Source organism: Vibrio casei, from assembly GCF_002218025.2.
GTDB classification, from domain to species: domain Bacteria; phylum Pseudomonadota; class Gammaproteobacteria; order Enterobacterales; family Vibrionaceae; genus Vibrio; species Vibrio casei.
In genome coordinates this window covers 41,394-67,936 of sequence record NZ_AP018681.1, presented here as the reverse complement: position 1 = coordinate 67,936, position 26,543 = coordinate 41,394, and the positions used below count along the sequence as shown (strand labels likewise).

29 protein-coding genes and 1 pseudogene are annotated in these 26,543 nt (G+C 41.3%); 7 read left to right on the top strand and 23 right to left on the bottom strand.

The features are described from left to right. The first annotated feature begins 68 nt into the window (after positions 1–68). A complete protein-coding gene (locus VCASEI_RS13250) occupies positions 69–431 on the top strand; it encodes a hypothetical protein (protein ID WP_086959819.1) in 363 nt (120 codons plus the stop codon). 53 nt (positions 432–484) lie between these two features. Here VCASEI_RS13250 and VCASEI_RS13245 read toward each other — a convergent pair whose 3' ends face one another. The 11 genes from VCASEI_RS13245 to VCASEI_RS13195 all read right to left on the bottom strand — a co-directional run bounded on the left by VCASEI_RS13245 (position 485) and on the right by VCASEI_RS13195 (position 9,009). Then, a complete protein-coding gene (locus VCASEI_RS13245; RefSeq protein WP_089110235.1) occupies positions 485–1,048 on the bottom strand; it encodes a transglycosylase SLT domain-containing protein in 564 nt (187 codons plus the stop codon). 22 nt (positions 1,049–1,070) lie between these two features. Continuing rightward, positions 1,071–2,006, bottom strand: coding sequence for an OmpA family protein (locus tag VCASEI_RS13240; RefSeq protein ID WP_089110234.1), 936 nt, complete (start codon positions 2,004–2,006; stop codon positions 1,071–1,073). Positions 2,007–2,008: 2 nt separating this feature from the next. Further along, complete coding sequence (gene motA, locus VCASEI_RS13235) at positions 2,009–2,881, bottom strand: flagellar motor stator protein MotA (protein WP_086959822.1); 873 nt, start codon at positions 2,879–2,881, stop codon at positions 2,009–2,011. A gap of 3 nt (positions 2,882–2,884) precedes the next feature. After that, on the bottom strand, positions 2,885–3,589 hold the full coding sequence (locus tag VCASEI_RS13230; RefSeq protein ID WP_089110233.1) for a sigma-70 family RNA polymerase sigma factor: 705 nt from the start codon (positions 3,587–3,589) through the stop codon (positions 2,885–2,887). A gap of 79 nt (positions 3,590–3,668) precedes the next feature. Continuing rightward, complete coding sequence (locus VCASEI_RS13225) at positions 3,669–4,058, bottom strand: hypothetical protein (protein WP_089110232.1); 390 nt, start codon at positions 4,056–4,058, stop codon at positions 3,669–3,671. Positions 4,059–4,096: 38 nt separating this feature from the next. After that, entirely contained in the window at positions 4,097–4,534 is a 438-nt protein-coding gene (locus tag VCASEI_RS13220; RefSeq protein WP_089110231.1) for a hypothetical protein, read from the bottom strand. Between the two features lie 2 nt (positions 4,535–4,536). Next, complete coding sequence (locus VCASEI_RS13215; RefSeq protein ID WP_089110230.1) at positions 4,537–5,760, bottom strand: flagellar hook-length control protein FliK; 1,224 nt, start codon at positions 5,758–5,760, stop codon at positions 4,537–4,539. Next, positions 5,757–6,089, bottom strand: a complete 333-nt coding sequence (locus VCASEI_RS13210; protein WP_089110229.1) for a hypothetical protein — start codon at positions 6,087–6,089, stop codon at positions 5,757–5,759. The genes VCASEI_RS13215 and VCASEI_RS13210 overlap by 4 nt, the downstream gene beginning before the upstream one ends. A 21-nt stretch (positions 6,090–6,110) precedes the next feature. Further along, positions 6,111–6,503 (bottom strand): flagellar export chaperone FliS, encoded by a 393-nt coding sequence (locus VCASEI_RS13205; RefSeq protein WP_089110228.1) that lies wholly within the window; start codon positions 6,501–6,503, stop codon positions 6,111–6,113. A 28-nt stretch (positions 6,504–6,531) separates the two neighbouring features. Beyond that, on the bottom strand, positions 6,532–7,857 hold the full coding sequence (gene fliD / locus VCASEI_RS13200; RefSeq protein WP_089110227.1) for a flagellar filament capping protein FliD: 1,326 nt from the start codon (positions 7,855–7,857) through the stop codon (positions 6,532–6,534). 69 nt (positions 7,858–7,926) lie between these two features. After that, positions 7,927–9,009 (bottom strand): flagellin N-terminal helical domain-containing protein, encoded by a 1,083-nt coding sequence (locus VCASEI_RS13195; protein WP_089110226.1) that lies wholly within the window; start codon positions 9,007–9,009, stop codon positions 7,927–7,929. A 255-nt stretch (positions 9,010–9,264) separates the two neighbouring features. Here VCASEI_RS13195 and VCASEI_RS13190 point away from each other — a divergent pair, with 255 nt between their 5' ends. After that, on the top strand, positions 9,265–11,337 hold the full coding sequence (locus VCASEI_RS13190) for a flagellar biosynthesis protein FlhA (RefSeq protein ID WP_089110225.1): 2,073 nt from the start codon (positions 9,265–9,267) through the stop codon (positions 11,335–11,337). Between the two features lie 103 nt (positions 11,338–11,440). On the opposite strand, the gene VCASEI_RS13185 is transcribed toward VCASEI_RS13190, so the two are convergent. Further along, positions 11,441–12,331: a LysR family transcriptional regulator gene (locus VCASEI_RS13185; RefSeq protein ID WP_086959831.1), complete on the bottom strand. Its 891-nt coding sequence runs from the start codon at positions 12,329–12,331 to the stop codon at positions 11,441–11,443. A gap of 108 nt (positions 12,332–12,439) precedes the next feature. Between VCASEI_RS13185 and VCASEI_RS13180 the strand changes: the two genes are divergently transcribed. Next, positions 12,440–13,051, top strand: coding sequence for a LysE family translocator (locus VCASEI_RS13180; RefSeq protein WP_089110224.1), 612 nt, complete (start codon positions 12,440–12,442; stop codon positions 13,049–13,051). Between the two features lie 223 nt (positions 13,052–13,274). Here VCASEI_RS13180 and VCASEI_RS13175 read toward each other — a convergent pair whose 3' ends face one another. Beyond that, on the bottom strand, positions 13,275–13,466 hold the full coding sequence (locus VCASEI_RS13175) for a hypothetical protein (protein WP_089110223.1): 192 nt from the start codon (positions 13,464–13,466) through the stop codon (positions 13,275–13,277). Positions 13,467–13,611: 145 nt separating this feature from the next. Between VCASEI_RS13175 and VCASEI_RS13170 the strand changes: the two genes are divergently transcribed. From VCASEI_RS13170 to VCASEI_RS13155, 4 genes and pseudogenes are all read left to right on the top strand, one after another. Further along, positions 13,612–13,986: a hypothetical protein gene (locus tag VCASEI_RS13170; RefSeq protein ID WP_110957753.1), complete on the top strand. Its 375-nt coding sequence runs from the start codon at positions 13,612–13,614 to the stop codon at positions 13,984–13,986. Continuing rightward, positions 13,983–14,309, top strand: coding sequence for an IS66 family insertion sequence element accessory protein TnpB (gene tnpB / locus VCASEI_RS13165; protein ID WP_004393962.1), 327 nt, complete (start codon positions 13,983–13,985; stop codon positions 14,307–14,309). The genes VCASEI_RS13170 and tnpB overlap by 4 nt, the downstream gene beginning before the upstream one ends. Before the next feature lie 115 nt (positions 14,310–14,424). Then, a complete protein-coding gene (gene tnpC, locus VCASEI_RS13160) occupies positions 14,425–16,023 on the top strand; it encodes an IS66 family transposase (protein WP_110957756.1) in 1,599 nt (532 codons plus the stop codon). A gap of 345 nt (positions 16,024–16,368) precedes the next feature. Continuing rightward, positions 16,369–17,524, top strand: a pseudogene (locus tag VCASEI_RS13155) (IS110 family RNA-guided transposase). A gap of 380 nt (positions 17,525–17,904) precedes the next feature. On the opposite strand, the gene VCASEI_RS13150 reads toward VCASEI_RS13155, so the two are convergent. The 10 genes from VCASEI_RS13150 to fliF all read right to left on the bottom strand — a co-directional run bounded on the left by VCASEI_RS13150 (position 17,905) and on the right by fliF (position 26,540). Beyond that, positions 17,905–18,399, bottom strand: a complete 495-nt coding sequence (locus tag VCASEI_RS13150) for a hypothetical protein (RefSeq protein WP_089110697.1) — start codon at positions 18,397–18,399, stop codon at positions 17,905–17,907. A gap of 122 nt (positions 18,400–18,521) precedes the next feature. Then, on the bottom strand, positions 18,522–18,977 hold the full coding sequence (locus tag VCASEI_RS13145) for a DUF1294 domain-containing protein (protein WP_089110698.1): 456 nt from the start codon (positions 18,975–18,977) through the stop codon (positions 18,522–18,524). Between the two features lie 128 nt (positions 18,978–19,105). Beyond that, positions 19,106–19,942, bottom strand: coding sequence for a hypothetical protein (locus VCASEI_RS13140; RefSeq protein WP_089110699.1), 837 nt, complete (start codon positions 19,940–19,942; stop codon positions 19,106–19,108). Positions 19,943–20,071: 129 nt separating this feature from the next. Continuing rightward, positions 20,072–20,764, bottom strand: a complete 693-nt coding sequence (locus VCASEI_RS13135; protein WP_089110700.1) for a hypothetical protein — start codon at positions 20,762–20,764, stop codon at positions 20,072–20,074. A 515-nt stretch (positions 20,765–21,279) separates the two neighbouring features. Then, a complete protein-coding gene (flgA, locus tag VCASEI_RS13130; protein WP_089110701.1) occupies positions 21,280–21,978 on the bottom strand; it encodes a flagellar basal body P-ring formation chaperone FlgA in 699 nt (232 codons plus the stop codon). Positions 21,979–22,060: 82 nt separating this feature from the next. Then, entirely contained in the window at positions 22,061–22,480 is a 420-nt protein-coding gene (locus tag VCASEI_RS13125) for a hypothetical protein (RefSeq protein WP_086959959.1), read from the bottom strand. Beyond that, the gene (locus VCASEI_RS13120) at positions 22,481–22,765 is read right to left on the bottom strand and encodes a flagellar biosynthesis anti-sigma factor FlgM (protein WP_086959960.1); all 285 of its coding nucleotides are present in this window, start codon (positions 22,763–22,765) and stop codon (positions 22,481–22,483) included. A 90-nt stretch (positions 22,766–22,855) separates the two neighbouring features. Next, positions 22,856–23,866, bottom strand: a complete 1,011-nt coding sequence (locus tag VCASEI_RS13115; protein WP_089110702.1) for a hypothetical protein — start codon at positions 23,864–23,866, stop codon at positions 22,856–22,858. Positions 23,867–23,875: 9 nt separating this feature from the next. Then, positions 23,876–24,880 (bottom strand): FliG C-terminal domain-containing protein, encoded by a 1,005-nt coding sequence (locus VCASEI_RS13110; RefSeq protein WP_089110703.1) that lies wholly within the window; start codon positions 24,878–24,880, stop codon positions 23,876–23,878. Beyond that, positions 24,870–26,540: a flagellar basal-body MS-ring/collar protein FliF gene (gene fliF, locus VCASEI_RS13105; protein ID WP_089110704.1), complete on the bottom strand. Its 1,671-nt coding sequence runs from the start codon at positions 26,538–26,540 to the stop codon at positions 24,870–24,872. Before fliF ends, VCASEI_RS13110 begins: the two co-directional genes overlap by 11 nt. Positions 26,541–26,543: the final 3 nt, after the last annotated feature.

The window sequence follows — 26,543 nt, the reverse complement described above, 5'->3', positions numbered from 1 at the left end:
AATTTAATGTCAAATACAGAATATTCCTACAATAATAGGTGTAAATATTAATATTAGGAGATAAATAGATGTTTTTACAAAAGCTATTAACCTATTGTATTAATAAAAAAGTAAGCATTAATATGGCGATAATGATTGATGCAGTAGGTATGGATGGGCTAACTTATAACCAGCTTTGCGAACGGTATAGCATGGCATTCACACCAAAGAATGTCGCAAAATTGTGCGATATTATTGGTAGGAACCCTGAACATTTTATTAGAACATCGAAAGCCCATATTTTAGCTGAAAAAGGTATAAATTGGGATACTCGGCTTTCTAAGAAACCTCCTACACTAATATGCCTATCAGAAACAGGTGAATTAATATATTTAGATATTCAAAAGATAATTAAACCAAAAAATAAACTTGAGAAAAATACTTTATTTTAATTAAAAAATAGCTAACTGTTCATCATTAATATGTTAGTTAGATATTCTCTAATTTAATAGCGCATGTTTTTACGAATCACATTCAATATTTTTGCATAATCACTCGCATAACGATCCGCATGCCCATTTCTATTCGCCGGATTATGGTAACGCCCAGCAGCTTTAGCCCAGCTCCCAACCTTTGCATACTCTTCAAGCATAATTTCCGCAGCAACTCTTGCATTTTCATAAGGGTTAGCCAATGCTTCAATTGATTCACTTCGATGGCCATTCCATTTCCAATTGACTTGGAAAAAGCCAACATCAAAACTTGTTTTACCTTGTTTAATAAGCAAACGAGATTGATAAACTAAATCTTCATAGCTGGCAAAGCGCATCCCTTTATAGTTAACATTCATGGTATAGGGCCAAGGTGCATACTCTCCATTCTGCAATTTTGTATTACTTTCCATGATGGCTAAAGCATATAACACATCGACAGGAATATTATATAACGATGCCATATTGACAAAAAAAGGAGGGATAGAAACTTTATTTTCTGTGGCGTATGTTTTCCCAATCCCAGAAAGATTAAGAATGAAAAGAAACATCAATATAAACGTGACTTTATTTCGCATATAAGTCCATCATCATACCGATTTAATTAACAGCTTCAAATGAGGATTGCCATTGATTATTCTCTGCTTCATTGGCGGCTTTTTTCTTTGACTCATTAAAATTTTTAACATAATCACCACGTTGATCAAGCCGATTATTTTTATAAATTGTTGACATGATTTCTTTGGCGCTTCGAGTCAATATAAAAAGTTCGACACGCCTATTTACGCTGCTGCGAGTATCATCTGGATTTAATGGGGCGGTATCTGCCATTCCTGTGACTTGGAATATATGAGAGATAGGAAAACCACTCTCAACCAGCGTGTTTCGCGCCACATTTGCACGTTGAGAAGAAAGATCCCAATTAGACTGCTTCCTCCCCACAAATTTAACGGAATCGGTATGCCCAGTGATGACCATAGAGTTTTTTATCGAATAAATAAGAGGTGCCAAATGAATAAGTAGGTCTTGGTAATAAGGCGTAATTCGGCTTCCCCCTCGGTCAAACATGCTGCCTTTATTCGAATCCGAAATGACTAACTTTAAACCTTGCGGTGTAACTTCTAGGCTAATGCTGTCGTTAGGATCAAGATTATCCAACTGAGAGTCGATAAAGTTCGCCAAAGCCGTTAATTCTTGTTGAGTATTAAATTCCCCCTCAATGACCGAACTGTCTTCCATTACAAACTCTTTGTAATCTTCGCTGTGGCTAGTTGCGACCTGTGGCAAATGTATTGGGCTAATGGAATTACCCAGCCCATTACCATGCTCTACCAGCTCTAAATTGCCATCTTTCATAAAATTGATGAACTTTTCTTTATCTTCTGTGTTAATCACTTGAAGTATCCACATGACCAAAAAGAAACACATCATGGAGATCATCAAGTCAGCCATGGCCACTTCCCATGCCCCACCTTTTTTATTGCCTTTATTCTTACGTTTTACCTTTTTGACGATGATGGCATGTTCACTTTGCATAGCTAAGCCTTACTAGAGTGTAATTCTTTGATTGAATTTTCTAATTCGACAAAAGTAGGTTTTTCTTCAATCTCAATATTCTTTCTCGCGGCATTCACACAAAAGTGTGGGCTATTTTTTTGGTAGTAGGCCGTGATGATCGATTTCACACATTGAAGAGGAATGGTTTGGTCTTTTGCAATATTTGACATCGCGCCGGATAATGGCCCCAGTAAGCAATAGCATCCAAACACACCGGTAAAGGTTCCGACTAGTGCGCTGGCAATGTTACGTCCGATTTCAGCCACGCCATTATCAAGGCCTTGCATGGTAAGAATAATCCCCATTACCGCGGCTAAAATACCCAATCCAGGAGCCGACTCTGCCGTTGCATGCATACGTTCAGATGGTTTTTCTAACTCTTCTTCTAAAAAGGCAATCTCTTCTTCCAAGACAGATTCAATATCATGAGACGATAATTTCCCTTTCGATAAAATGAAAACTCGATAAGAATCGACAATAAATGTCATGGTAAATTTATCCCCCATTATCAAAGGATATTTTTGGAATACCTCGCTCTCTTCAGCTTGTTCAATGTGCTTATCTAACGCTTTATCGCCTTTGGCTTGATGTTCTTTTAATAATTCAAAATTGAGACTTAAAAGCTGATTGTAGTAATCCTTATTATAAATCGATTTCTTGAAGCACATTTTCACTTGTTGAAGCATCAATTTCAGTGTGCTTTTTTTGGTGGCAATGATCATGCCGCCAAACGCGGCACCAAAAATAATAGCAATTTCTGAAATTTTAAATAAGGCAGTAAAACGTCCACCATGAAGAACAAATCCACCAAAAACGACCACCACAATTAACGTAAAGCCAATGAGCTGTTTCATGATTCAATCTACCTTTAAGTTATTTTTCAACATTTGAATACCCTGCCTTTTTATTCTTTTTACAATGGTATCGGTCGTTGATAATGTTGCAGAAATTTCAGGTACGCTCAGCCCCACAACAAACATCAGATACATCACTTTCTTAATATTGTCTGGTAAGCTTTCTAACGATTCCTTCACTCGACTGATTAAATACGCTTTTTCAACTTGCTCATCCCCGCCATCAAGCGCCAAAATACTTTCGTACATGCCAACATCTTCAAATGTCACATCGATCATTTGGTACGCACGAAGCTGCTCTAACGTAATATCCATATACTCCGATAATTCAATATCCGTTGGCGTGCGTAATAATTGGCTATTCAAATATTTCTCTGCTTTTTTCAAAGTGGACAACATCTTACGGTCATTACGCTTTAAAAAATCTCGGCCTCGGATCTCATCAATGATCGCACCACGCACTCGAACTGCACTCGCATTTTTAAATTCTTGTCCTAATACATGATCAAATTTACGGATCTCAAGTAACACCGCTAAAAGGGCACATTGCCTTAGCTCATCAAGAACCGATTCATTAAACAGGTTCCCATAAAAACGTAAGTGCCCATTGATCATACTCAGTGACTCATTCACTGCTTTGGCTTCGATTAACTGCTTCTCTTTATCGCTTTTAAGATCTGTCTTTTGATAGGTTTTTTTACTCAACATCGATAACCACACCTTTTCGATCCGAATTCATTAATGATCAACCGTTGTTCATTAATCTGCACACACTTTAGCGTCACCATCAGCGGTTATTTTTCATCAATACACTTTTATTAATATCGATATACTTCAGATCGACCCATTGAATTTGTAAGTCATACAGTGATTGACTGACATGAAACAAAATTTCTTCCATGTAAAAAAGATGAGGAGGGTAATTGATGTAACTTTTAAGGTGACGATAAAAATGACAAGCGAGTACCGTTTCAATACGAGGTTGGCTATCGATCACATGCTGCATTAAATGTGTTGGAGTTTGAACGGTGAACATCAAATTTAGGTAACGTTTTCGCTTACCATCACTGATCTCCAAATCGAAGATAGCCATTGGTACACAGCTCAAATCTACGGTTAAATTCGATTCGTCAAAACACAATGAAGCTGTCTTATCTGTTACCAATTGACTGCCCATGCTCACTCCTGATCCTAAAGTAAAATTTAAAATCTCATTTATTGATAAATGGCTTTCGTGACCAAAACTTCACTAATCGGAAGCCCCATAGTTCCAATCAATAAATCTTCTACATCTTTTTGTAAATTGCTCACAAACTTTCGGTCATAAAAATAAGCCGTTGGTTTCACGCTCAGAGCATTGAGCAGTGCATGACGTATATGGTTTTTCGACTTCTCTACTGCAACTTGGTTTGCTTGTGAGGAATACATCGACAAATCTAACAACAATAGTTTTTGGCGCTTGCCATCATTCACCGGAATAAGCGTCCCTGTCAGTAACACTTCAAAACTGTTGTTTTCTTGCACTGGTTCACTCGGGGCCACTAAATCCTTGATTGGCGTCAAACCATATTGGGCATACAAAAAACCGCCGCTACCAGCCAGTAATAACAACACAATCGCTATTATCGCCCACTTCTTCTTAGTTATTATCATCACTAAATCCTAGCTAAAACCCTATTATTGGTTGACTCATGATCGCTCGACGTTAAGCTTGATGTTTCATCTACACTATTAGCTAAAACTGAACCTCGTTGTTCTTCTCCTTGATTCATCGAGTCATTATCGTTTCGTTGTTGTCCAGATTGAGAAAAAGAAACCGTCACTTGGGCATTCATATCTAATGCTAAGTCAGCTCGCAACCGATCAACGGTGGCTTGAATCGCATCTCGTGTATGAGGGTTATTGGCCGTTAAATGCACCGAGACTTTATCGCCATCCAGTTTTACTTTGAGTTCAATTTTACCCAATTCCGGTGGATCCAAACGGATCGTGGCACTGGGAGATTTTGAATTGATTTGTAGCTCAAGCTTATCGGAAACCAAAGAGGTAATTTGCTGCTGAAAATCTTTCTTCGCCAGCATAGGGTTGGCATAAACATTGGCATTGAAAAACATAGATTGAGAAGCGGGTGTCAGGTGGTTCGCCATCACCACGTTATGAGAGTGAGCGGTATTCATACTCGATATCGATTGAGACAGCTGATTAGAAGATGATTCCATTCCTGCAAGCGATACCTTCCCTCCTAACGCATTCAATTCAGGCTTTTGCCCTTCTTGTTGCTTCAACATCCAAGTATCACGTACCGGTGAAGGTGTCTGATTCTGAGTTAACGCCTGAGAAGACTTACCGTCTAAGGGCAGAACCGATGGGCTGCCAGCTTGAGAAGCATCCGATTGGCCTATTACATCGGCATTCAACCCACCAGCTTGATTCGGTGTTCCCCCTACCGGCATCGCTTCTAACGTAGTGGCTTCTAACGTAGTAGCTTCTAAGCTATTCAAATCTAGCATCACCGCTTCTTGAGGTGTGGTCTCGACGTCGGTTAATAAGCTATCCACAGAACCATCATCTTTGTTTGTCTTCTCAAGTCCTGAGTCTGATGATTCACTTTTTTTCGCAGCATCAAGCGGCTCACCATTCACAAACGCATCATTAGCGAGCTCATTATTAGAAAACTTCTTACTAGAAGAGAATGAATCGGATTTCGAGGATTGCTCTACTCGCACCATTTCGTGAGAAAAAGCTTTTTTTGCATTGGTTGTTGAATCTGAAGATGACACACCAGAATCGTTGACCCGGTTGGGTTGAATGTCGCTATCTCCCTTATTTAAAGAAGATAAGGTGACTGTTCGAGATGAATGGGAAGAGGTCAAGTTCATAATGATCCGCGTTGAATGGTGCTTAGTTTATGAATACCGATCTGCTGCTGAGTTGCGATCTGCATTTTGGCATAAGCCCGCTTACGAGTTTTATTTTGGTTCAATAACCCCATTTGTTGGCTGACTTGTTTTGCTTCGGCAGAAACCGTGTCGTGAGCTAACTCGTAGGCGCATTTCAACGCTTGTATGACGTCAATATGTTTAGATTGATCGATTTTCGGCAACTGTGTCGCAAGCAAGTGAGTGACTTTTTGAATGGTCTCAAAGTCCTTCTCTGCTCTCGCTTTATTTAATACTTTGATCAATTTCTTCAGTTTCGCCTCTAGCATGATCCATTCACCTAACTTGATTCACCTAACTTGCTCTAATAAACCTTCCCAGCCTTCTTTCAGATCCGTCAGCACCTTTTTAACACCGGCCAGCCTTTCAAGATCCATATCTTTTGACGCCGAAAAAACACTTGAAATAGAGTGTTCGTACAACTGATGAATGTTCTCGATTAAAGGCTCTTTTAATTCCAGATCAAGCGATGCATCTAAGGTAATCAGAATATCGATGATTTTTTGAGCGGCTTTAGCTTTCTTTTCAAAGTCTTTGGTTTCAATCGCATGAGCAAGGACATCAAGTTCCGTATCTAATCGCTTATGCAGCATGGCATTCAACTCGAAACTATTAGAGACCGCCGCGTTAGCATTGATTTGAGTGTTGGCATAAGCGCTTTTCGCATTTCGTCCAAGTAACATCATCACTTCCTTCACATAAATAGATTATCTAAATAAATAGGTTTAATACTGAGTCCATGCTCGACTGCAATGAATTCAATTGAGTAAATTGTGCTAAATAACGATCATAAAGTGAGTTATAACGATCATCTAAACGAGCCAGCTGATCGTTATATTCTTGAACGTTATCGTTTAAATCCTCTTTCTTACGCTTGATGATGCCAGTTGAGAAATCGGTGTATTTATCCAAGCTATCTTCTAATTTAGAAAACAACCCATCATCACCTTTAAACACCTCATCAATATCAACATTCTTAATGTTTTCTTTAAAATCGGTAGCATCAACTTTTAATTCTCCGCTTCGATCCAATGAGATCCCCAATTCATACAATCGAACCCCACCATGTTCACTTCGAATAATATTTTTAAGCTCACTGCTTAGTCCTTTAATGCTGCTATCACTGGCTAGAACACCACGCCCTTCATCTGCGCTACCAATGGCGGTGTAATCTGAGATTAACGACAATACTTCGTTATAACTGGTCACAAATTCATTAAGTGCTTTAAGCGTTGCATCTTCATCTGGGGCAATAGAAACTCCCACACTGCTATCATCTACAGCTTGTGGCTTTTTCAAGTTAACCGTGACGCCATCGACTATATTTTCGAATTTATTGGATTGGCTAGTCAGCTTAGCGCCGGTACCTTGTTCACCTAGCCAAACAATGGCATCTTTCGCCACTTTAATTGGGTTCTCGGTGGCACTTAACGCTTGGCTCGCAAGGCCAGTATCCGCACTCGCCGCAATATTAAAGGTATGATCAGTGCCAGTTTCCACAGCCGAAAACATCACTTTTAATTCACCATCAGTACGAACTATCGAGGATGTCACCTGATCGCCCATCTCTTTATTGAAATATTGAGTAAATTCCACCAAAGACACATCACCGGTACCGTCGGTATCGGCCAACGATAAATCAAGATCAACGTTCGTCCCATTCACATCAATCGAAAAAGTGCCGTTAGTGGCAAAAGTATCGGTTACCTTCTCTGCGGTTGTATCCATGATCAATTGATGAGATGACGCGGTTTGCTCAACAAATAAATCCAAATTTAGGTTGGTAACGTTACCTGAAACCGTTAGATCAAAAAATTCATCCGTTGTCGTTTCTGCCGAACTTTTACCAATGGTGTCACCACCACGTTTGGTAAATTCATAAATTTTTTTATCTAACGAATCCAAAGACGCTTTAATTTTGTCATAAGCCGAAATCTGGCTATTGGCGGTTTTAATTTTGGTGCCATAAGAGTTTTCAAATGGTTGCACATCATAAGTAGCCAATTGGGAAGCCATAGCCGCTGCATCTATGTTCATTTTTACTCCTTAAAAACAACATAAGGATGAGCCATATCAGCCCACCCTTACTATCAATTCAGTTCTTGATTAACCCAACATAGACATCGCTAGTTGAGGAACCATTTTGGTGGTAGACAGCATTTTCGCACCAGTTTGAACTAACATTTGTTGCTTAGTCATTTCGCCAGACTCGCTTGCAAAATCCGTATCCATAATACGACCAGTAGACGCGTCTAGGTTTTCTTTCATTTGCGTCATGTTAGCAATGTTATGTTCGATACGGTTGATGTTGGCACCTAGGTTAGAACGTTGGGCAGTCACGTCTTGTAGGAAGCCACCTGTTGCTGGTACTGCATCTCCAGCGCCTACTGAAGTTTCAGGAACAGCCGCAGAACCACCTAATGCTTTCATGGCTGCTTGTGCATTGTCAGCAGAAGAAAGATCACCAATAGAACTCACAAAGCTTGAAATACCGCTCATGTCCATCGCGACGTTCAGCGTCTCATTTGTAGTAGAGCCAGTTTGGAATTTCATACCAGCTTCTGTTGGCCCAATTTTTGCTGCTGATATTGCGGAGTTTGCTGTTTCTTGTGCAGCATCTAAATCTGCTATCAAACCAGCAGTAATATCGTCATCTAATCCATCATCAGCGGTTAAAGCATCTTGAGCAGCAGTTAGCGCATCGTTTGCTTCCGTACTTTCAGTATCCAAGTCAGCTTGAGTTTTAGTTCCTTCCTGCTGAGAAAGACCAGAGCCCGCTAGAAGCTTCTGACCACCAAAGTTGGTGTTTTCAAGAATATTGGCCATTTCTTTGCCAAGCGCTTGATATTCACCATTCAATGCATCTAAGTCGCTTTGAGAGTTGGTGCCGTTTGCCGCTTGAGTGGCAAGGTCGTTCATGCGCGCGCCAATGTTACCTAGCTCTTCTAACGAACCTTCTGCAGTTTGCAGTAGGCTAGTTGCGTCTTGAGAATTACGCATAGCAACTGACATACCACGAGACTGAGTCGACAAACGGTTAGCAATTTGCAGGCCTGCTGCATCGTCCGCCGCTGAATTAATACGGTTACCGGTTGATAGACGCTCCATAGAAGAGGTCAAAGCATTATTTGAGCTGTTAATTTGGTTAATGGTCGTTTGTGAAGCGAAGTTAGATGCAATAGAAATCATGATGTTCAATCCTTTATTAAATAATAACGAGATTTTCTTTCTCACAAACATATAACGACCGTTTTTACCTTTTAGTTCAAAACATTTTATATTTTTTTAAAAATAATAGAAATAACAAATCAACAAAACCACTTAAAACCCCAAAAACAAAGGATTTATACTATTATTCTTTTCATAAAAACCATAAAATAAAGCAATCTACATTAGACAACAATACGATTAATTAAACAATATGGATAGTTAACATTGAAAAATATGTCTTTTATTAATTCTAAATCAGCCATCCCTATTGTGCTGCTTCTCATTTTGGCAATGATCATTCTTCCTTTGCCTCCCCTTCTATTAGATACCATTTTTACTTTTAACATTGTTCTCGCCATTATGATCTTACTGGTGTGCAGCACCACCAAAGATGTATTAGAGTTTTCCGTTTTCCCTACGTTACTGTTAGTGGCAACGCTTTTGCGCCTCACTTTAAACGTCGCCTCCACTCGTATTGTGTTATTAGAAGGCCATAACGGTGGAGCGGCGGCCGGTAAAGTCATTCAAAGTTTTGGTGAAGTGGTGATCGGCGGCAGTTACGTGGTGGGTATTGTGGTGTTTGCCATTCTCAGCATCGTTAACTTTATGGTGATCAGCAAAGGGGCTGAACGGGTCAGTGAAGTCTCTGCTCGATTCACCTTAGACAGTATTCAAGGTAAACAAATGGCGATTGAGTCGGACATGAATGCTGGCGCGATTGACCAAGAAGAAGCCACCAAAAGACGTGAAACACTCGCCCAACAAGCGCATTTTGGTGGCGCCATGGATGGGGTATCCAAATTCGTTAAAGGCGATATTATTGCCGGTATTTGTATCTTATTTATCAACCTCATTGGTGGGTGCTTAATCGGGATATTTGAACACGGCATGAGCAGTAAAGATGCCTTTCAAACCTATGCATTATTAACCATTGGTGATGGCCTGGTCGCACAAATTCCATCGCTACTGCTTGCCACCGCTACCGCGATTATTGTGACTCGCATTAGTGATGATGATAAAGACATCGCGCAATCGGTGCGTGGTCAATTACTGTCTAAACCGTCGATATTATTCATGACGGGTGCGGTCATGTTCGTTATAGGCTCTGTGCCTAATATGCCGCACATGGCGTTTTATCTTTTCTCTGGGATCCTCATTTTTGTCGGGTGGAAGCAGTCGAAACACGTGCCTGACAATATAGATGCCCCCCAAAAAGACGATAAACCGGTTATTAAAAACCATTTAGATGAGCCATTAAGTTGGGCGATGATCCCACATGTCGAGCCCATCAAATTACACATTGGTTTTAAATTGGTTCCATTGGTGACGAAGTCCAAACAAACGGCCTTGCTGAAAAGTATCCGAGGCTGCCGCAAAACCTTAAGTGAACAAATTGGGTTTGTGATCCCCGAAATCATGGTGAAAGATGACTATTCACTGCAACCCAATGAATACGTGATTTACGTGGATGGCGATGCCATAGAAAGTGGTCGCGTAGAACCCGACATGCTCATGGTGGTGGGCGCAGAACATGAACTCAACCAAATGGATGGCGTGATTGGGGTCGATCCCGCTTATCAACTGCCAGCATTATGGATAGAACCCGAGAAAAAAGGAGAGGCTATTCGACGTGATCTTCAAATTATCGATGTGCATGATGTGATCGCCACACACATTCAAAAAGTGTGTATTGAATACCTAGATTCTATTTTTAACTTTGATGATGTAAAAGGCGTGAATGATCGCTTAGCCAATGCGCACCCTGAACTCATGGAGACGCTTGGTAAGGTTATTACCCCAAGTCTTGAAATGCAGGTCTTAAGGCAATTACTGTCGGAGCAAATCCCCATAACTAACATTCGAACCATTGCCAATACCTTGATTGAAAGCATTGAATCCACCAAAGATGCCGTAATGCTAGCCTCGAATGTACGTGTGGCGTTAAAGCGCTCGATTATGAATTTGGTGGTACCTGATTCTCGCCAACTGAACGTGTTTGATTTAGGGCCAAATTTGACCGACAGCTTGAACCAGTCGATCAATAACTCTTTACAAAACAACCCAAATTTATCCTTAGATGCCGTGATTGTTAGCCAGCAAGATTTGATTGTCTTTCAAAATAAAATGCCCACGGTGGTACAAACCATGAATGCGCAGAATGTCCAACCCATTTTACTGGTGCCGCCCACCATGAGGCCGATTCTCAGTAAATTAACCAAATCGTTTGCCAATGAATTAGTGGTACTAAGCTTCAACGAAATTCCGAATGAATATTCTATTAATGTCTTTGGAACGATTGAGAAATAGTGAATTAAGATAAGAAAAAAGGCTTAGAACGATGGGACCAAACTAAGACTTTTCTGTATTATCTATTAAGTTTTAGGCGGTTGATACGCGCTATTACCTTGTTTTAATCTGAAAAGCCGTCTCTTTCATCTTTAGTCGGCACACATTGCCACAAACTGTTCTGTAACCAATCAGTAAATTTTTTCTCCAGAGCATCAGGCGTTCTTTCTTGGCTAAGCAAGATATAACGATGCCCAGATAAATCAAACCCAAATGGTGCAATTAAGTTGCCTCTTTTCAAATCATCCACCACAAGTGGATACGATCCTATTGCAGCCCCTAATCCATCGACGACAGCTTGAAAACAAAAATAAAAATGAGCAAAAGTGTGATGAGTATGACTAGAAAGAGACGAACCCACATGGCGAGAAGACCAACATTCCCACGCTTGTGGCCTTGTCTGGCTATGCAACAGTTTAACTTTACTTAAATCATTTTTCACTTGATGCCAATATTCAGGTGAAAATACAGGCCCTACCCACTCATCGACTAATTTCACCTGTTTGTAATCATGAGGTAACTCAAAATCATCGCGACGTATTGCTAACGACAGTCCTGTGACGCCTAGTTTTACAGGCCCTCCCGCTGTCGATAACCTTACATCTTCCCCTGAAGCCATATGAAAGTCTGATAATCGCGGCATCAGCCAACGCATTGCTAGTGTTGGCTCACAAGAAACGTCTATGCAAGGATTATTAACTTGAATAAGCTTATTTACACCACTTTCAAGAGCTTCAAACGCCTGCTTCGTATAGCTTTTTAATAACTCACCTTCCTGAGTTAAGTAGACATTTCGTCCTTGCTTATAAAATAAAGGCAAGGAAAGATAGTTTTCCAATACTTTGATCTGTTTACTCACTGCCCCATGAGTAATGTGTAACTTAGTTGCCGCTTCACTATAACTTGATGAAGTGGCCGCAACATGGAAGACATGGAATGCTTTTAAGTGTCTCACTTGTGAATTTTTCTCACACAATAATAGAAATTGATTCGATTATAACCACGATAAAAAACACATACAATAAGTGCTCAATACTCATCACGGATCAAATTTGGAGCATAAATGGAAATCATAAGCCTTGCTATTCTAGGTATATTAATCGTAATCAGTCCGGGAGCTGATTTTGTTTTAGTCCTAAAAAATAGTATTAATCAAGGAAGAAAATCTGGGATCTGGACCGCTATTGGGATTAGTCTCGCCATCTGTGTTCATATTGGTTATTCAATGCTAGGAATAAGTTACTTAATCTCACAAAATGAATGGCTATTTAATATAGTGAGGTATGCAGGATCTGCCTATTTAATCTACTTAGGATTAAAAGGCATTTTTTCAGCTAAAGCTAATTTCGAAACAATAGAAGACAGACAAAAAGATTTCAAAGCTTCTCAATACTTAGCACAAGGTTTTTTGTGTAATGTATTAAACCCTAAAACAATGCTTTTTTTCTTGAGTATATTCAGCCAAGTTATTTCACCGGATTCTAGTGATCATCATCAAGCTATAATATATGGCTTATATATGGTGATACTGCACGGAGTCTGGTTCAGTCTTGTGGCAATGCTTTTTACATCAAATGCTCTTCAAACACACTTTCAGAAAATGAAAAAAAGATTGAATCAAGCATGCGGACTGGGCTTACTTACCTTTGGCGCCTTGTTAGCCATAAAATCGTAAAATTGACATCACATTAAATAGCGACTACCTGTCGCTATTTAATGTATTTCAGTTCCCGTTTAAGGCCAGAATAATTCAATGCAGGGAAAAGCGTTCTAGATCATATGGGTGGTATAGGGATATATCGATAAAATTAATTATTGACGCGATACTCGTTTGTTATGTTTCTGAAGCTCACTTTTCTAAATCAGTTTTTGCATGGACGATAAATTCTTTGAGTGCTTTATCTGCGATGGTCCAAATGCTCTTCATAAAAATCGAAGTCGGGGCAGTTATGATAATCAGATAAATAGCATTCAACGACCAATATTGCATTTGAGTTGAGAAGCAAACCACCGATATCTATCGCACGACTAAGCTCAGCTCGACCTTTAACTTGCGCTTTATACAGTTCTTCTTTCTGCTCTTCTGACATCCTAGTGTGCCTCAGAGAAGAACTATAGTGCTCATCATAGTACTTTTTGATCTGATGAAATGCATCGTGAGCTTACGGCAGCATAGCTCAACTTAACTCGCCAGCTCTGGTTTACTAAGTGCTTATCCAATATAAGGAAGGCACCATGCAAAACCAGAAAAACCTGATTCAGGCCACTGCTGACTTTGAGCACTGGCGACAAACCCGCATTAATAAACATGCCAGTATCCCCGATGAACTACGCTGCTTAGCACTCAAGCTGCTTGAAGAATATCCGATCAGTCACGTGACCAAAGCACTACGGATCTGCACCACCCAGCTCAATGACTGGCGCAAGCAACTTCCCGTTAAGTCGTCCGCTCCTGATTTTGTTCCGTTACAGATAGAGCCTGATTTACTACCTAAATCAGACCTGAGCCTTCAGCTCACTCTTCCTAATTCAAGTCAGATCTGTATCAGCGGCCTTGTCTCTCCTGACTTATTGCGAGCTCTGATACAAGAAGCAGGAGAAGTAAAATGATCCACCTGACTGCTGAGAGTAAAATCCTGCTTGCGACTCAACCAGCCGATTTTCGCTGTGGTATTGATGGACTCGCCGCCCTGTGTCGTCATCAGCTAAAACAGTCGCCTCGTAGCGGAACCCTGTTTGTGTTTACCAACCGCCGTCAAACCATGCTTAGAGCATTATGTTATGACGGCTCTGGCTTCTGGTTAATCAATAAACGCCTGAGCAAAGGCCGCTTTCAAGATTGGCCCCGTCATCACCAAGATGGGGTGACCCCTGTCGCCGCGAAGCAGCTTAAAGCTCTGTTGGTGGGGCTGCCTGGCTGGCAAAAAGTATGACCGTACGCACACTATTCCCCCTTAAGTTATCGATCCTCACGATCATGTTGACTGATCCCACAATGCTGGAATAATTGAGCGCATCAGCACTGCAAGCCAGCCGACAGGAACTTAAATGGCGCAAGACTTTACCGATATTGACAGCGAAGAGCTGGACGGGCTTATCCAGCGAGTGCACGAGGCAAAGGAGCACGACTTAGCACTGAGTGCGGAAGATTGCCACATCTTGTTGAAGGCATTAAAGACGCTGGCTGCCTTGCAAGAGCGTCTGTCTGATAACGATATCACCCTGCATAAATTGCGTAAGTTGGTTGGCATGGTCAAGTCATCAGAAACGATGGACACTCTACTCGGCCAGAAAAATAAGAAAAACAAAAACCGCGGTCAAAAACGTCCTAAGCCTAAAAATACCCAACCCAGCACACCACCAGTGAAACCGAAAGTCACTCAGCATAAACTGGACGATCTAAAGAAAGGCGATAGTTGCCCCGAGTGTCAAAAAGGCAAGTTATATAAATACGAGCCCGCTACGCTGTTGCGGATCACTGGGCAAAGTCCGTTCGTCCCAGAGCAACACGTTATGGAGCGGCTACGTTGCAATGCCTGTGGTCAGTACTTCACTGCCAAGTTACCTAATGACGTGATAAATGATGGAGAGCCAAGCCAGAAGTATGGTTACAGTGCCCGCAGCCTGATGGCTCTTCACAAGTTTTTTGCAGGTGCACCCTACTATCGTCAGGAGAGTACGCAAGCGCTGATGGGGATTAAACTGACCGCCTCAACCATCTTTGACCAAGTCGAGTTAGTCGCCAATAGCTTGCAACCCATTTATAACTTGTTAAGAGTGTTTGCCGCAAACGCAGAGCACTATTATTTAGATGACACGACCAACCGAATTTTAGACAAAGTCCCGATAGAAAAGCCGCAGAGAAATGGAACAAAAACCCGAGAGCGCAGTGGTGTTTACAGCTCCGGTTTAGTCGCGGGCTTAAAAGAGGGTCGTACTGTCGTGTTGTATCAGACCAATATCGGTCATGCCGGCGAGTTCATCGACGAGATTTTACATGACCGTGGCCGGACACTCGCGCCCCCGATATTGATGAGTGATGCCTTATCCAGCAACCGCCCATCGCTTGATTACGTGGTCGAACACAGTCTGTGCAACAGTCACGGACGACGGCAGTTTGCCGAAGTCCTTAATCAGTTTCCAGATGAAGTGGAGCAAGTACTACAGTGGTATGGTGAAATCTGGCGACACGATGATGAAGCCAGGGAGCTAGGACTTAACGCGGGGCAACGGTTAGCTTGGCATAAAAAGCTATCACTTCCGGTAATGGAGCAGATCCGAAACTGGGGTCAGGCCGAGCTGAACAGGGGAAGTACAGAAGAAAACAGCGGGCTTGGTAAAGCAATTAATTATTTTACTAAGCATTATGAGGGGCTGACCGCCTTCTGCCGTCTCGAGGGAGCACAGCTGGATAATAACCGAGCGGAGCAAGCACTCAAGCTAGTTGCTCGCAACCGAAAAAATGCCCTGTTCCATAAAACACAGGCTGGTGCGAGCATTGCGGATGTGATCATGGCGATGATAGCGACATCAGCCGAAGCGGGTATAAATGTGCTGGATTACTTTAATACGATACAGCGAATGGAAAGTGAAGTTAAGGCTAATCCACAACAGTTCTTGCCCTGGAATTATCAGTCCAATATCTAATCAAAACAGGCTCTGGCTTTCGGCCAGAGCCGCTTCTTAATACCTATGTACACTATCTTCTCGTAAGCTCACAATGCATCTATCACGTTTTAATAGGCTTGCAGTTTTCTTTCCCATACTTTCTCGGCTCTAAAGCGATTTAAGGAAAGCTTCACCGTAACAACTGCGCTTATGCTTGCTATTGTAATACCAACAAGGATCTGTTGAATAAAGTCCATAACCTACTTTCCCCGATTGAAACATAGACATAATGACTCCCACGAAGGTGCTAGCCTCCAGTTTCGTGGGTTAGCGAGAAGCCAGAGCCATAATTAGTTTGCTAAAGAACTAAATTAGGAGGCTAGCATGAATAACGATACCACTCTTTTTATTGGGTTAGATACCCATAAATCCTTCACTCAAGCCGCACTTTTAAAAGATAATCGGGGTGAAACCCCGATTTCATATGGCCGTATTGATACTTCAAAATCCGCGCTGATTAAACTGGCTCAAAAAATTCAATCTCAATTCCCTAAAGCCACTATTCACTTCATTTATGAAGCAGAGCCATGTGGATATTGGATTTATCGCCTTTTAACCAGCCTTGGTTACCACTGCTATATTGTGGCTCCTTCGCTTATTCCTAAAAAGCCTGGCGATAGAGTGAAAACCGATAAACGGGATGCGGCAAAGTTGGCAAGATTATTTAGAGCCGATGAGCTCAGCACAATTTATGTGCCTGAAGCCGAAGATGAAGCTATTCGCGATTTATCGCGTGCCCGTGAAACCGCAATGAAAGATTTAAAAGATGCCAAGCTTCAACTTAAAGGCTTCTTTCTTCGCAACAACATCAATACTGTCGTGAAAGATAATTGGTCTAAAAAGCATTTACGTTGGCTCACCGAACTTGTCCTTCCCCATCATAGCCAACAAATTGTGCTGCAAGAGATGATTCAAATCATCTCTGAACGAATGCAGCGCCTACAACGACTGGATAATGAGCTTATCCACCAAGTTAAAAATTGGCGTTATTATCCTGTAGTCAAAGCAATTCAAGCCATGCGAGGCATTCGCTTACTGGTGGCCTTAGGAACGATTGCCGAACTTGGGGATTTGCGACGATTTGACCATCCAAGAAAACTGATGTCGTACCTTGGATTAGTCCCTTCTGAAAACTCAAGTGGACAAAAGCGGCGGCAAGGCAGTATCACTAAGTGTGGTAACTCGCGCGCAAGGCGTTTATTGATTGAGGGGGCGCACCTCTTATAAACATAAAGCCAACATCTCATCGGAATTACAAATTCGGCAAGAAGGTCTTTCGAAAGAAATTATCGACATTGCTTGGCAAGCACAACTAAGGTTGTGCCGACGTTATCAACGGCTGATGTTTTTAGGCAAGCATCGCAGTGTTATTGTTACGGCAATTGCGAGAGAAATGGTAGCCTTCATTTGGGCAATCACACGAGAAGTTGGGATCCAACCGATCGATCCTCGTCAACGTATTGCAAGGTTACCCTCATGAATTATGAATTAGTGTTAACGCAACGCATCAAGCATCGGGTGTGGCATAAACTCCGACGGCGTTAGGATGGCAATAGCCTAACGGCTATTGAACCACGAGCATAGACTGCAGACAGGTGCCACGACGGAATAAGTACGGTAAGCTCTGCTCATTTTCGGATGAGTAACCTACGAATACCAGCATGATAACCGACGAATGTGCTTGCTTGAGCAATGCGTTAACACTATCTCTTTTTTAAAGACAAAATGCCCCAAATAATTGGGTAGAATTTTTGCGCTCTACTTGACAGTGGGAGTCATACCAACGCCTTACTAAGAGGCAAATGATAGTTGGTTAAAATAAGCGACGAAGGAGCATTATTTGTCCTTTTGAGTGACTTGTTAGGCTTTTAGCATTGAATTAAAAAGATAATCTTGTATTAACTCCAACTCAATTGATTTTGAACGAAAAAAACGATCATATTTATCACCTATGATTGCACCATTATTAGCTAAAATGTGAGAAACAATATATGGAACACTTTCATTATGCTCATTCTTACTTACTTTCCAGTTATATAGCTTTTCCCCAACAACTTGATTTAAAGAGGAAATTATAGACGACTGATACTTTAATTCATCTGATAATGTTTTTAATTTCTCTGTTCTTTCTGCTGACCATTCAGTTTCTGCTGTTGCTTTTATTTGGGCGAATGTACCAATAACTTTTTGAAGATGATTAATTGCATCTTGATTTTTTAGAAGTAATAGATGATTTCCCTCGATGGTTTTTTGATATCTACCAGCTTTCCAAGAGATGATAGTAGCCGTTATTGCTGCTACACAAGATATACCCGCGGCAATTACCGAAATATAATTAAGATCTGTTGCTTCCATTTAAATCACCATATTTGAAGATAAGCCTAACGCCCGCAGCAACGGACGGTTTAAAGTTGATTGAGTGAAACGAAAGCGGCTTTAAACCGTTCCGATTGACTGCGTTTGTTAGCTTACAATTATTATCGAGTGTAACGAAATCCAATTAGATTCAAGACAGCTTTAACACTTGCATTACCTGCAAAATTATTCACCACCCGATCTTCTAGTTGATAGGTATAGCTATAGAGATTACGCGAACCATCTGGGGTATGTAGATAAGCCATAAAGCCCAAGTTTAACAAGACTGTGAGTACAAATACGATACGAAAACTAACTTTCTTTGTTTTATGACGAAGTTTTTTCTGCGCCATTAGAGCCCCAGGCCAACCTCCAAATAAAGCAGAGAAATGCAAAGTATTCTCCGATACGCGCCACGTTCCAATTTTTGCTGCTTTTTTATCTTTGGCATATAGGAAATATGAAACGATGCTAACTAGAAAATAGGCCAAGCCTATTATGGCTGGCGTATACGCAAACCAATACGAATAAAGCAGAGCTATTACTAATAGGAGAATGGGGAGATGCCAAAATTTCATCAATGACTCTTCTTGTAAGCTAACGCCGTTTTAAGCGGCTAAAAAATAGTTGGCTACAATTTGTGAGGCACGAACAAAGCCAACTGTTTTTTGTCCGACTTGAAAACTCTTGTTATGTGGCCGCTTGCTCAAAACTTGAACCCCGTTGCTTTAATGGGAATGCTTTTAATGGCACTTGTGCTAATGTGTGTTTTCAAGTCTGAGTATACCTCAGTAGCAAAGTTATAAAATTCTTGATGAAATGCATCATCGTCCGAACATTTAGAAGACTGCGCAAAGCATTTTGCTGCTGAAAATAATTTTGATATACCAACGATCATTATCATTTGCTTTAACCCAACTGCACTGTCTCTAATGTCTGGCAGAGGAATAACAACAAACTCACCTTTTTCATTCATGGCATGACTTGTTTCGTCACCTATTTGTTGCAGGGTAGGATGTTTCATTTTGCACAGAAGTTTATAGTTGTGGTAACAAAGTTTCCATGCTTGTTCAAAGTTGCTGTCGTTCGGAGCATGGTTTTTTATTTCACCAAACAAATCTCTTTGCGCTGCCATTTTGGATAGCTTTTGAGGTTGCCATGGAACGTCACCGTTTTTATTCGCAAGTATTTTTTCAGCCAAATCATCTCTACCACTAATACAATTCACTACTAGCGCATTTTCATAGAGGGAAGCGGCGACACATGCTGCTTGATATGGATAACCCCAATTAACGAGTAACCAAGCTCCTCTAAAATCACTCATTGTTCTTTTAAGAAAGGCTGCAGAAAGCTTTAGAGATTTGCTACCAGTTTCCTCACCTTTTAAAAATGGTGCTTTTATTGCTAGATTCATACACTTTTCTGCAAGTTCATCCCATGGCTTTAGTGCAGTGTAATTTTTATCAATCGCATGGACCTCTAGCTGAGCGAGGTAATTCCAGTAATGGTCAGGCCAATTTTCGGCGTTGATTTCCGTATTCATGTTTTGGGGATTCCTCGGGCTGCCTAGGCCATATAACACCACGTTGAGGCGTGAGTGAACGTGTGCCAAAATTGGAGCGAAGCGAAAATGGCACGCGTTTACGAATCGCTCTTGAACGTTTTGTTATATTCAAGATTTAACAACAAACGTCTGATCTTTAATGTGAAAAACAACCAATTTAACTGTTTTTTCCACTAAAGCTATAAACTGCTCGACAGATTCAGAACTCATAATGAAAAATTGCTTTTCATCATTACTTAGTTCCAAACCAAAAAATTCCTCAACAAAAAGCTTCCGCTGTTTATCAATCGCAGCTACGTTTTTCCCGCTAAACCTACCATTTTTGTGAGCTATTGAGTTACGTAATTGCTGAAACTTACCAAATTTGGGAGTTATTTTTTCAACTTCAGTTCTAGGTAGACTTGAAACCATTTTTAAATAGTTAAGTGCTTTTATTATATTTCCGCCGCCACTTACTTCGTCGTAAGAAAATGGAATCTTAGCAGTAACTTTTAACTCCGTGCAGATTTGAGCCAGAGTACTTTCCAAAACTGTATACACGAGCACAATAGAAGAATGGTATAAGTAGCTAGATATTGCTTTATGCTCCTGTTCATACATTTCTTGTAGCATTGTCTCTAAGTCTGGGTTCTCAAGGGTATCAGCATAAATTTTATCTGCTAGACTTTCAGCTCGCTCTTCTACTGACTCCTTTGAGAAATCAAGGTATTCCTTTAGGTATTTTACCTCAAACTTGAAACGATCGTACAATCCATCAAGTCCGATCATTACTTCTTGTGTAGTTTCTTTCTTTGTATACATAACTAACCGATATCACCTTGAATATAACGCTTATTAGACGGCAAACTGCCATCTTTCCTGACGACTCTTTGCCTGTTTAGTTTTTCTACTATACATCAATGAACTTTTAACATTCTGTATCGTAATCACTATTTAATCCATTTTTTGATGTAGGTTGGAAAATACGGCACTTTGCCGTTTAGTCATCGCTGTGGTAGAAAATACGAAAAAATGTGGGATCTCGCTTTTAGGTTAATTTAGTGGGCGTGAGAGATTCCCGCTCTCGCCTAGGCTCGTCTGGAATGACGAGGAGGTGGCTCGGCTGGAATAACGAGCGGTGGCTCGGCTGGAATAACGAGCGGTGGCTCGGCTGGAATGACGGGAGGGAGGCACGGTAGAATGACGGAATTTCGTTATACCGGAAACACCCAACCATCGTCATGCCGGAAACGAGGAACGAGTTATCCGGTATCTACTTGCCGCGCGCGGTATGAGATTTATTGTTATCGATGTCATGGCCTTTCGACACTTTACCCCTAATACACTTCAACGACGCCTTTACGGGTTAACTCACCGATCATTTCACTGCCTGAACTGGTATTTTTGACTGTCAGTTTATCGCCTATCATGGCGGATTCGGTCGCAACACCGTTGGCTTGAATGGCAAAGGATTTAGATTGATACGTGATCACTACATTCTGCCCCGAGATAACATCGTAATCATATTGAACATGGGCATCGGTAAAATATTGCCCCTGCCGAAGCCCGCGCCTAAGCTTTTTGTTAATGAGGGCAGATTGAGAGCGAATAACGCTATGGGGGTAAGAAAGTGTGACCCAGTCTTCTTTCATATCTTTATTGTCTAACCGTTGACCACGCTTTAAAGGCTTGGTGGCAATAGGCAGATAAACGTCTGCAACCGTATTGGTGGACGCTGAAATCGACCACAATTGACCACATTCAATACGCCACCTTTCATTGCCAAGCAAGATGGTGGTTTTGGGTTCGCTATACAAAGGGATATCACAAGGTTCAAAACGTTGCGCGGCAGAAGGAAGACGAATGTTTATCGATAAATTGCGAGAACGATGATACGCATTTTCAATACTTTGATGAATATTCTGCAAAAGGAAAGTACGGATCTGTTGCTCAGCATTCTCATCGGTAGCCGATAAAGCATATGGCGTATAGGTGCAAAGTAAAATCATTGCCAATTGACCGATTTTCAGTTGCACATTCACCTACCTTATCTCACTTATTGCCCATACTGGGCGACCGTTTAAGCGTGCTATTTTAAGCGTGTTTTATCATTACCATTTATGCTTTAATTTCAAATGAAGCGTGACTCATCGCTTCGCTTAATATCGCGTGTTGCTGCTCCATTAACCGTTGTTGTTCTTCCATTTTATCTTTGCAAATAAGTAACTCATCATTGAGCTTTTTATTGGCCCGATACATGGTATGCATCATTTTCTCTGGTAAACGCTTGATCACTTTCTCAAAAAAATCCGATGAACTGACACCAAACTTATTTGAAATTTGTTCGCGCTGTCGATGCATTTTTTGAATATCGCTACTTAAACGAATGATCTCATCGTTATGATACGCCACCATTAAGTGATCAATTTGAATCCCAGCCACTCTCACCTCATCAATATGAGTGGAAATTTTTTTGGCTAGTTCCGTACTTTTCACGGTTAAGGTATAGAAGCGTTTAATAAGATCACTTTGCTTCATTTATTTTTTAACCACACTCACTAAAGCGTTGGCAAGCTCATCCATATCAAAAGTCATTTCACCAGACTTTAACATGGCGCGAACGGCTTCAACTTTGTTCAAATCAAAATCACTGCTTGATTTCAATTGGTCCACACCCTCACGGATTAAAGCTTGATCAGTCGTATTGATGTTCACCATTTGTGGTTCGGATTTTTGTTGTTTTTGAACGCTGGCAGACTCAACTTTATCCTTGATTTGTAAAGGAATAATATTTCGTTGGGACTCTATTTTCACACTGCTCATGTCTTGATTCTCATTATTGGTACGGCTACTTAATGATATATAACGACCAAAAAATAGATTTTGTTCAAATGTTGGCTAAATATTATCATTTTACTTCAATAAAGAGATGACATTATCCTTTGAAGGACCAATATAAGCACGCTGTATAACGCGAGCCGATTTCATCGCATTGCTGATTAAATCGTGTTTAATGCTGGTCACTTGCTCTTGTGTCGCGGTGGCACATAATGGAGTGAGTTGATTGGATTTATCCAAAATTGCCGTCGACACCATGGTCATTTCTTTGAACACCATTTGTAGGTGCTTAATGACCGCATTAACACGTTCTAAAGCGCCACCGCCATTTAAATCCAGCATGGTGATGTATTCTATCGTTGGCACCAAAGGGCTCACTTGAAAAGTCAACGGCTTCTCTTGTGGATAACGATATCCATTTCCTGAAACATGCGCATTCAAATCCCATTTACGCCATTCGTTGTCCGGCATACCAATAATTAACTCATCATTGTCACCAAGACGCAGCGTTAATTTGGCTAATGAAAACATGACTGAAAACTTTTGCAGTTTTGTCGCACGAGCATCAAGGCGATTGAACATTAACGGCACCATACGATTCAAAAGGTGCAAGGTCACCAATTCATCGCTAAAGGGTTCACGCTTTAAATCAAGGCTTTGAACGGTAAACTCGATATGTTGCCACTCTCGTTGTATCGGGCGAAAGGAAGAATCCAGAACATACGCCCCAAAGCACTTGGTATTAACGCACTTTTGAACGTGCTCTTTTGCCATATCGACTCGGTTTAATGTGGCCATGTCACGCTTGCCTGATTGGATCACTTGTTCAATTGAAATAACCGAGCGCAACACCTCTTTAATTAACGATTGAGCAATCTGGATCATAGAGAGGCTCTTATGGGTGTCCGATACCTCTGATATGAGTCTTGGCCTTTCTTGTAACCGAGAAAGGTATTTAAACTTCGCTTTACGAGTTTGATGCACCGAACTGATCGCCGCCGTAGGTGAGGCTTTCGATACCGTGGATGTTTTCGATGTTAAGTGCGTGGAACCAACCCCGATCCCAGAAACAGACTTCGCTTGCATTGAATGCCCTTACGTCAGTTTAACTTCGCTGCCAAATGACAATTCAATCACACCATCCTCTCGCAACATTCTCACAATTTGAAGAATGTCATTTCTGGCTTCATCCACTTGAGATTTAGACACTGAACCAAGAATCTCCATTTGATCACGTAATTCCGTGGCAACACGTGAAGCATACGTTTTTATGACGATATTCTTGGTTTCTTCATCCAAGCCTTTCAATGCCAATGCCCATTGCTGAACATCCACCACACTGGTAATCGATTCGATGGTTTTAATGTCTTGAGAGAAAATAATGAAGAAATCAAATAACGCATTTTCAAGCTCTTGCGCACGTTGTGGGTTTTTGTCTTTCATGTAATTAAATAGCAATGTTTTATCGCCGGAATACCGATTGATCAAACTGGCCGCAATTTTAGTCCCATTAATGCTTTGAGTGCCGCCTGTCTCATACGTGGCTTTGCATTGATCCACCAGCTCTTTTAGTGCTTGAGTCACTGCGCCAGACAACACTTGGTTTTCCGAAATTTGTAAGATGATTTCACGGCATGATTCATCATCAAATTCCCCTAAAACAATCTGAGCATAATCAACAGGCAGGTGGGCTATTAACAAGGCTTGCATTGAAACATGTTCTTGCTTAAGTGTATTAACGAGTACTTCGGCTGGCACCCACGCCAACGACTCTGCGTACACACGCAATTCATCGCCATACAATTCAGCGACGAGATCTTTCCCATAGTTACCATTAAGCGTTTTATGCAATACGTTGGAAACATATTCCCGACTGCCGCCCAAAATGCCTGAATGGGATTTAAAATCGTTGAAAAAGCCGACTAATGCGCTTAAGGCATGCTCATCCTTAATGTCTTTTAATTCACTCATGGCTTTGGAAATCTGTTTAATTTGATCTTGGCTGAAGTTTCGAAGTACCTTGGAGCCGACTTCTTCCCCCATGGCAAGCACCAATAAAGCAACGTCTTTGGTGGTTCTGTGCTCTAGGCTATTTTGCATGGCTGTCTTTCTCCATCATCCACGTTTTCAAAATTTCACTCACCCGATTGGGGTCTTTATCGGCAATCATGCGTAAGTGTTGGATCTGTACATCCAACGCACTATCTGCAGAAGGTAGCTCCGTATCAAAATGGGAGCTAGTGGTGGTGGATGGCAATTGTTTCTCTTTTTCAACATCGATCTCAAGGTCATCACTAACATTGGATTCTTGACCCGATTGTTCATGCTCGTTGGCTATCGTTTTAACTAATGGACGAAGCACAAATATCACCAACAACACAGAAATCAATCCAATAAAGATATAACGCCCAAGGGTTTGATAACTCGGATTTTCATACCATGCGTATTGATTGGAGACGAGACCTGTAGCAGCAATGAACGGCATACTGGTCACGTTGATCACATCACCACGCTGCACATCAAAACCAATCGCGGTTTTCACAATATTAGTCACGCTGTCTAGTTGGGCTTGAGTCCACCCTCCATCGGCAGCAGATGCTTGATTTAAGACCACAGACACATTCAACTTTTCAATCTTGCCTTGCTGGTGCTGAGTACGAATCACTTTACCACTCACGGCATAATCACGATTGGTTTCATTACGCGTTTTTTCATTAGTAGGGCTAGCCGGATCGGCGTCTCCCGTCACTGGCGGTGAATTACTTAAAGAGCCAGGAATGCCTAACGCAAGATCGGAGTTATTAGTATCAAGCATGGTGCGTTCTTTACGCACAACCGGATTAGAGTACAACTCTTCCGTTTCTTCTACTTTAGAGAAATCCATATCTGAAGACACTTGAACCCGAAAGTTCGATAATCCCAATACTGGGGTTAACATATCAGACGCTTGCTTTACCAAGCCTTGTTCTGTTTTATGCTTGAAGTCAGTTTGTTTGGTGGTGGAATAGGCAATATCCCCCGCATTCAGATCAGAGGATAATAAACGGCCAAATTGATCAATCACTCGGACATTTTCCGCTTTAAGGCCAATCACTGCGCCCGCAACAATATTAATGATCGCATCAACTTGATTGGGCTTTAAATCCATTCCACCAATAATATTGGCGACGACTGAAGCTCTTGCTTGTTCCGAATCTTTGCGTTTAAACAAGGACTCTTTTGGAATAGCTAAATGAACCCGAGCGGCATTAATGGCATCTATTGTAACAATACTGCGCGCCAGCTCACCTTCTAAAGCATGGCGATACTTCGCCGTTTCCATGAATTGGCTTTCGCCCACCGTTGAATTCGTGGTTAATGAATCAAAGCCACTCGGTAAACGCTCTTTCAGCCCTTTCGCCGCTAACACCATACGAATTCGTGCGACATCATCATGGGGAACCATAATGATCCCTGAATCTTGACTTAACTCATACTTGATATTTTCGGAATCCAACATTTGCAGAACTTGGCTGGAGTCAAAATTAGAATTCTTACTATACAGCGGCCGATACTCGGTTCCAGCTCCCCAAAGCATTAAAACAATGATGATGGCAACAACCGATGAAAACACCAGCATAATGCCAAAATTACGACTCGATTTTGACCAAAAGGATTTTAAAGAACTGGCCGAGGTAGATACTTTCCCTATGCTATTTATCACGCGTTCTTTGCGAGACGGTTCCGGTGATGCGTTGCCCACTAATGAAGTGTTAGACATGAT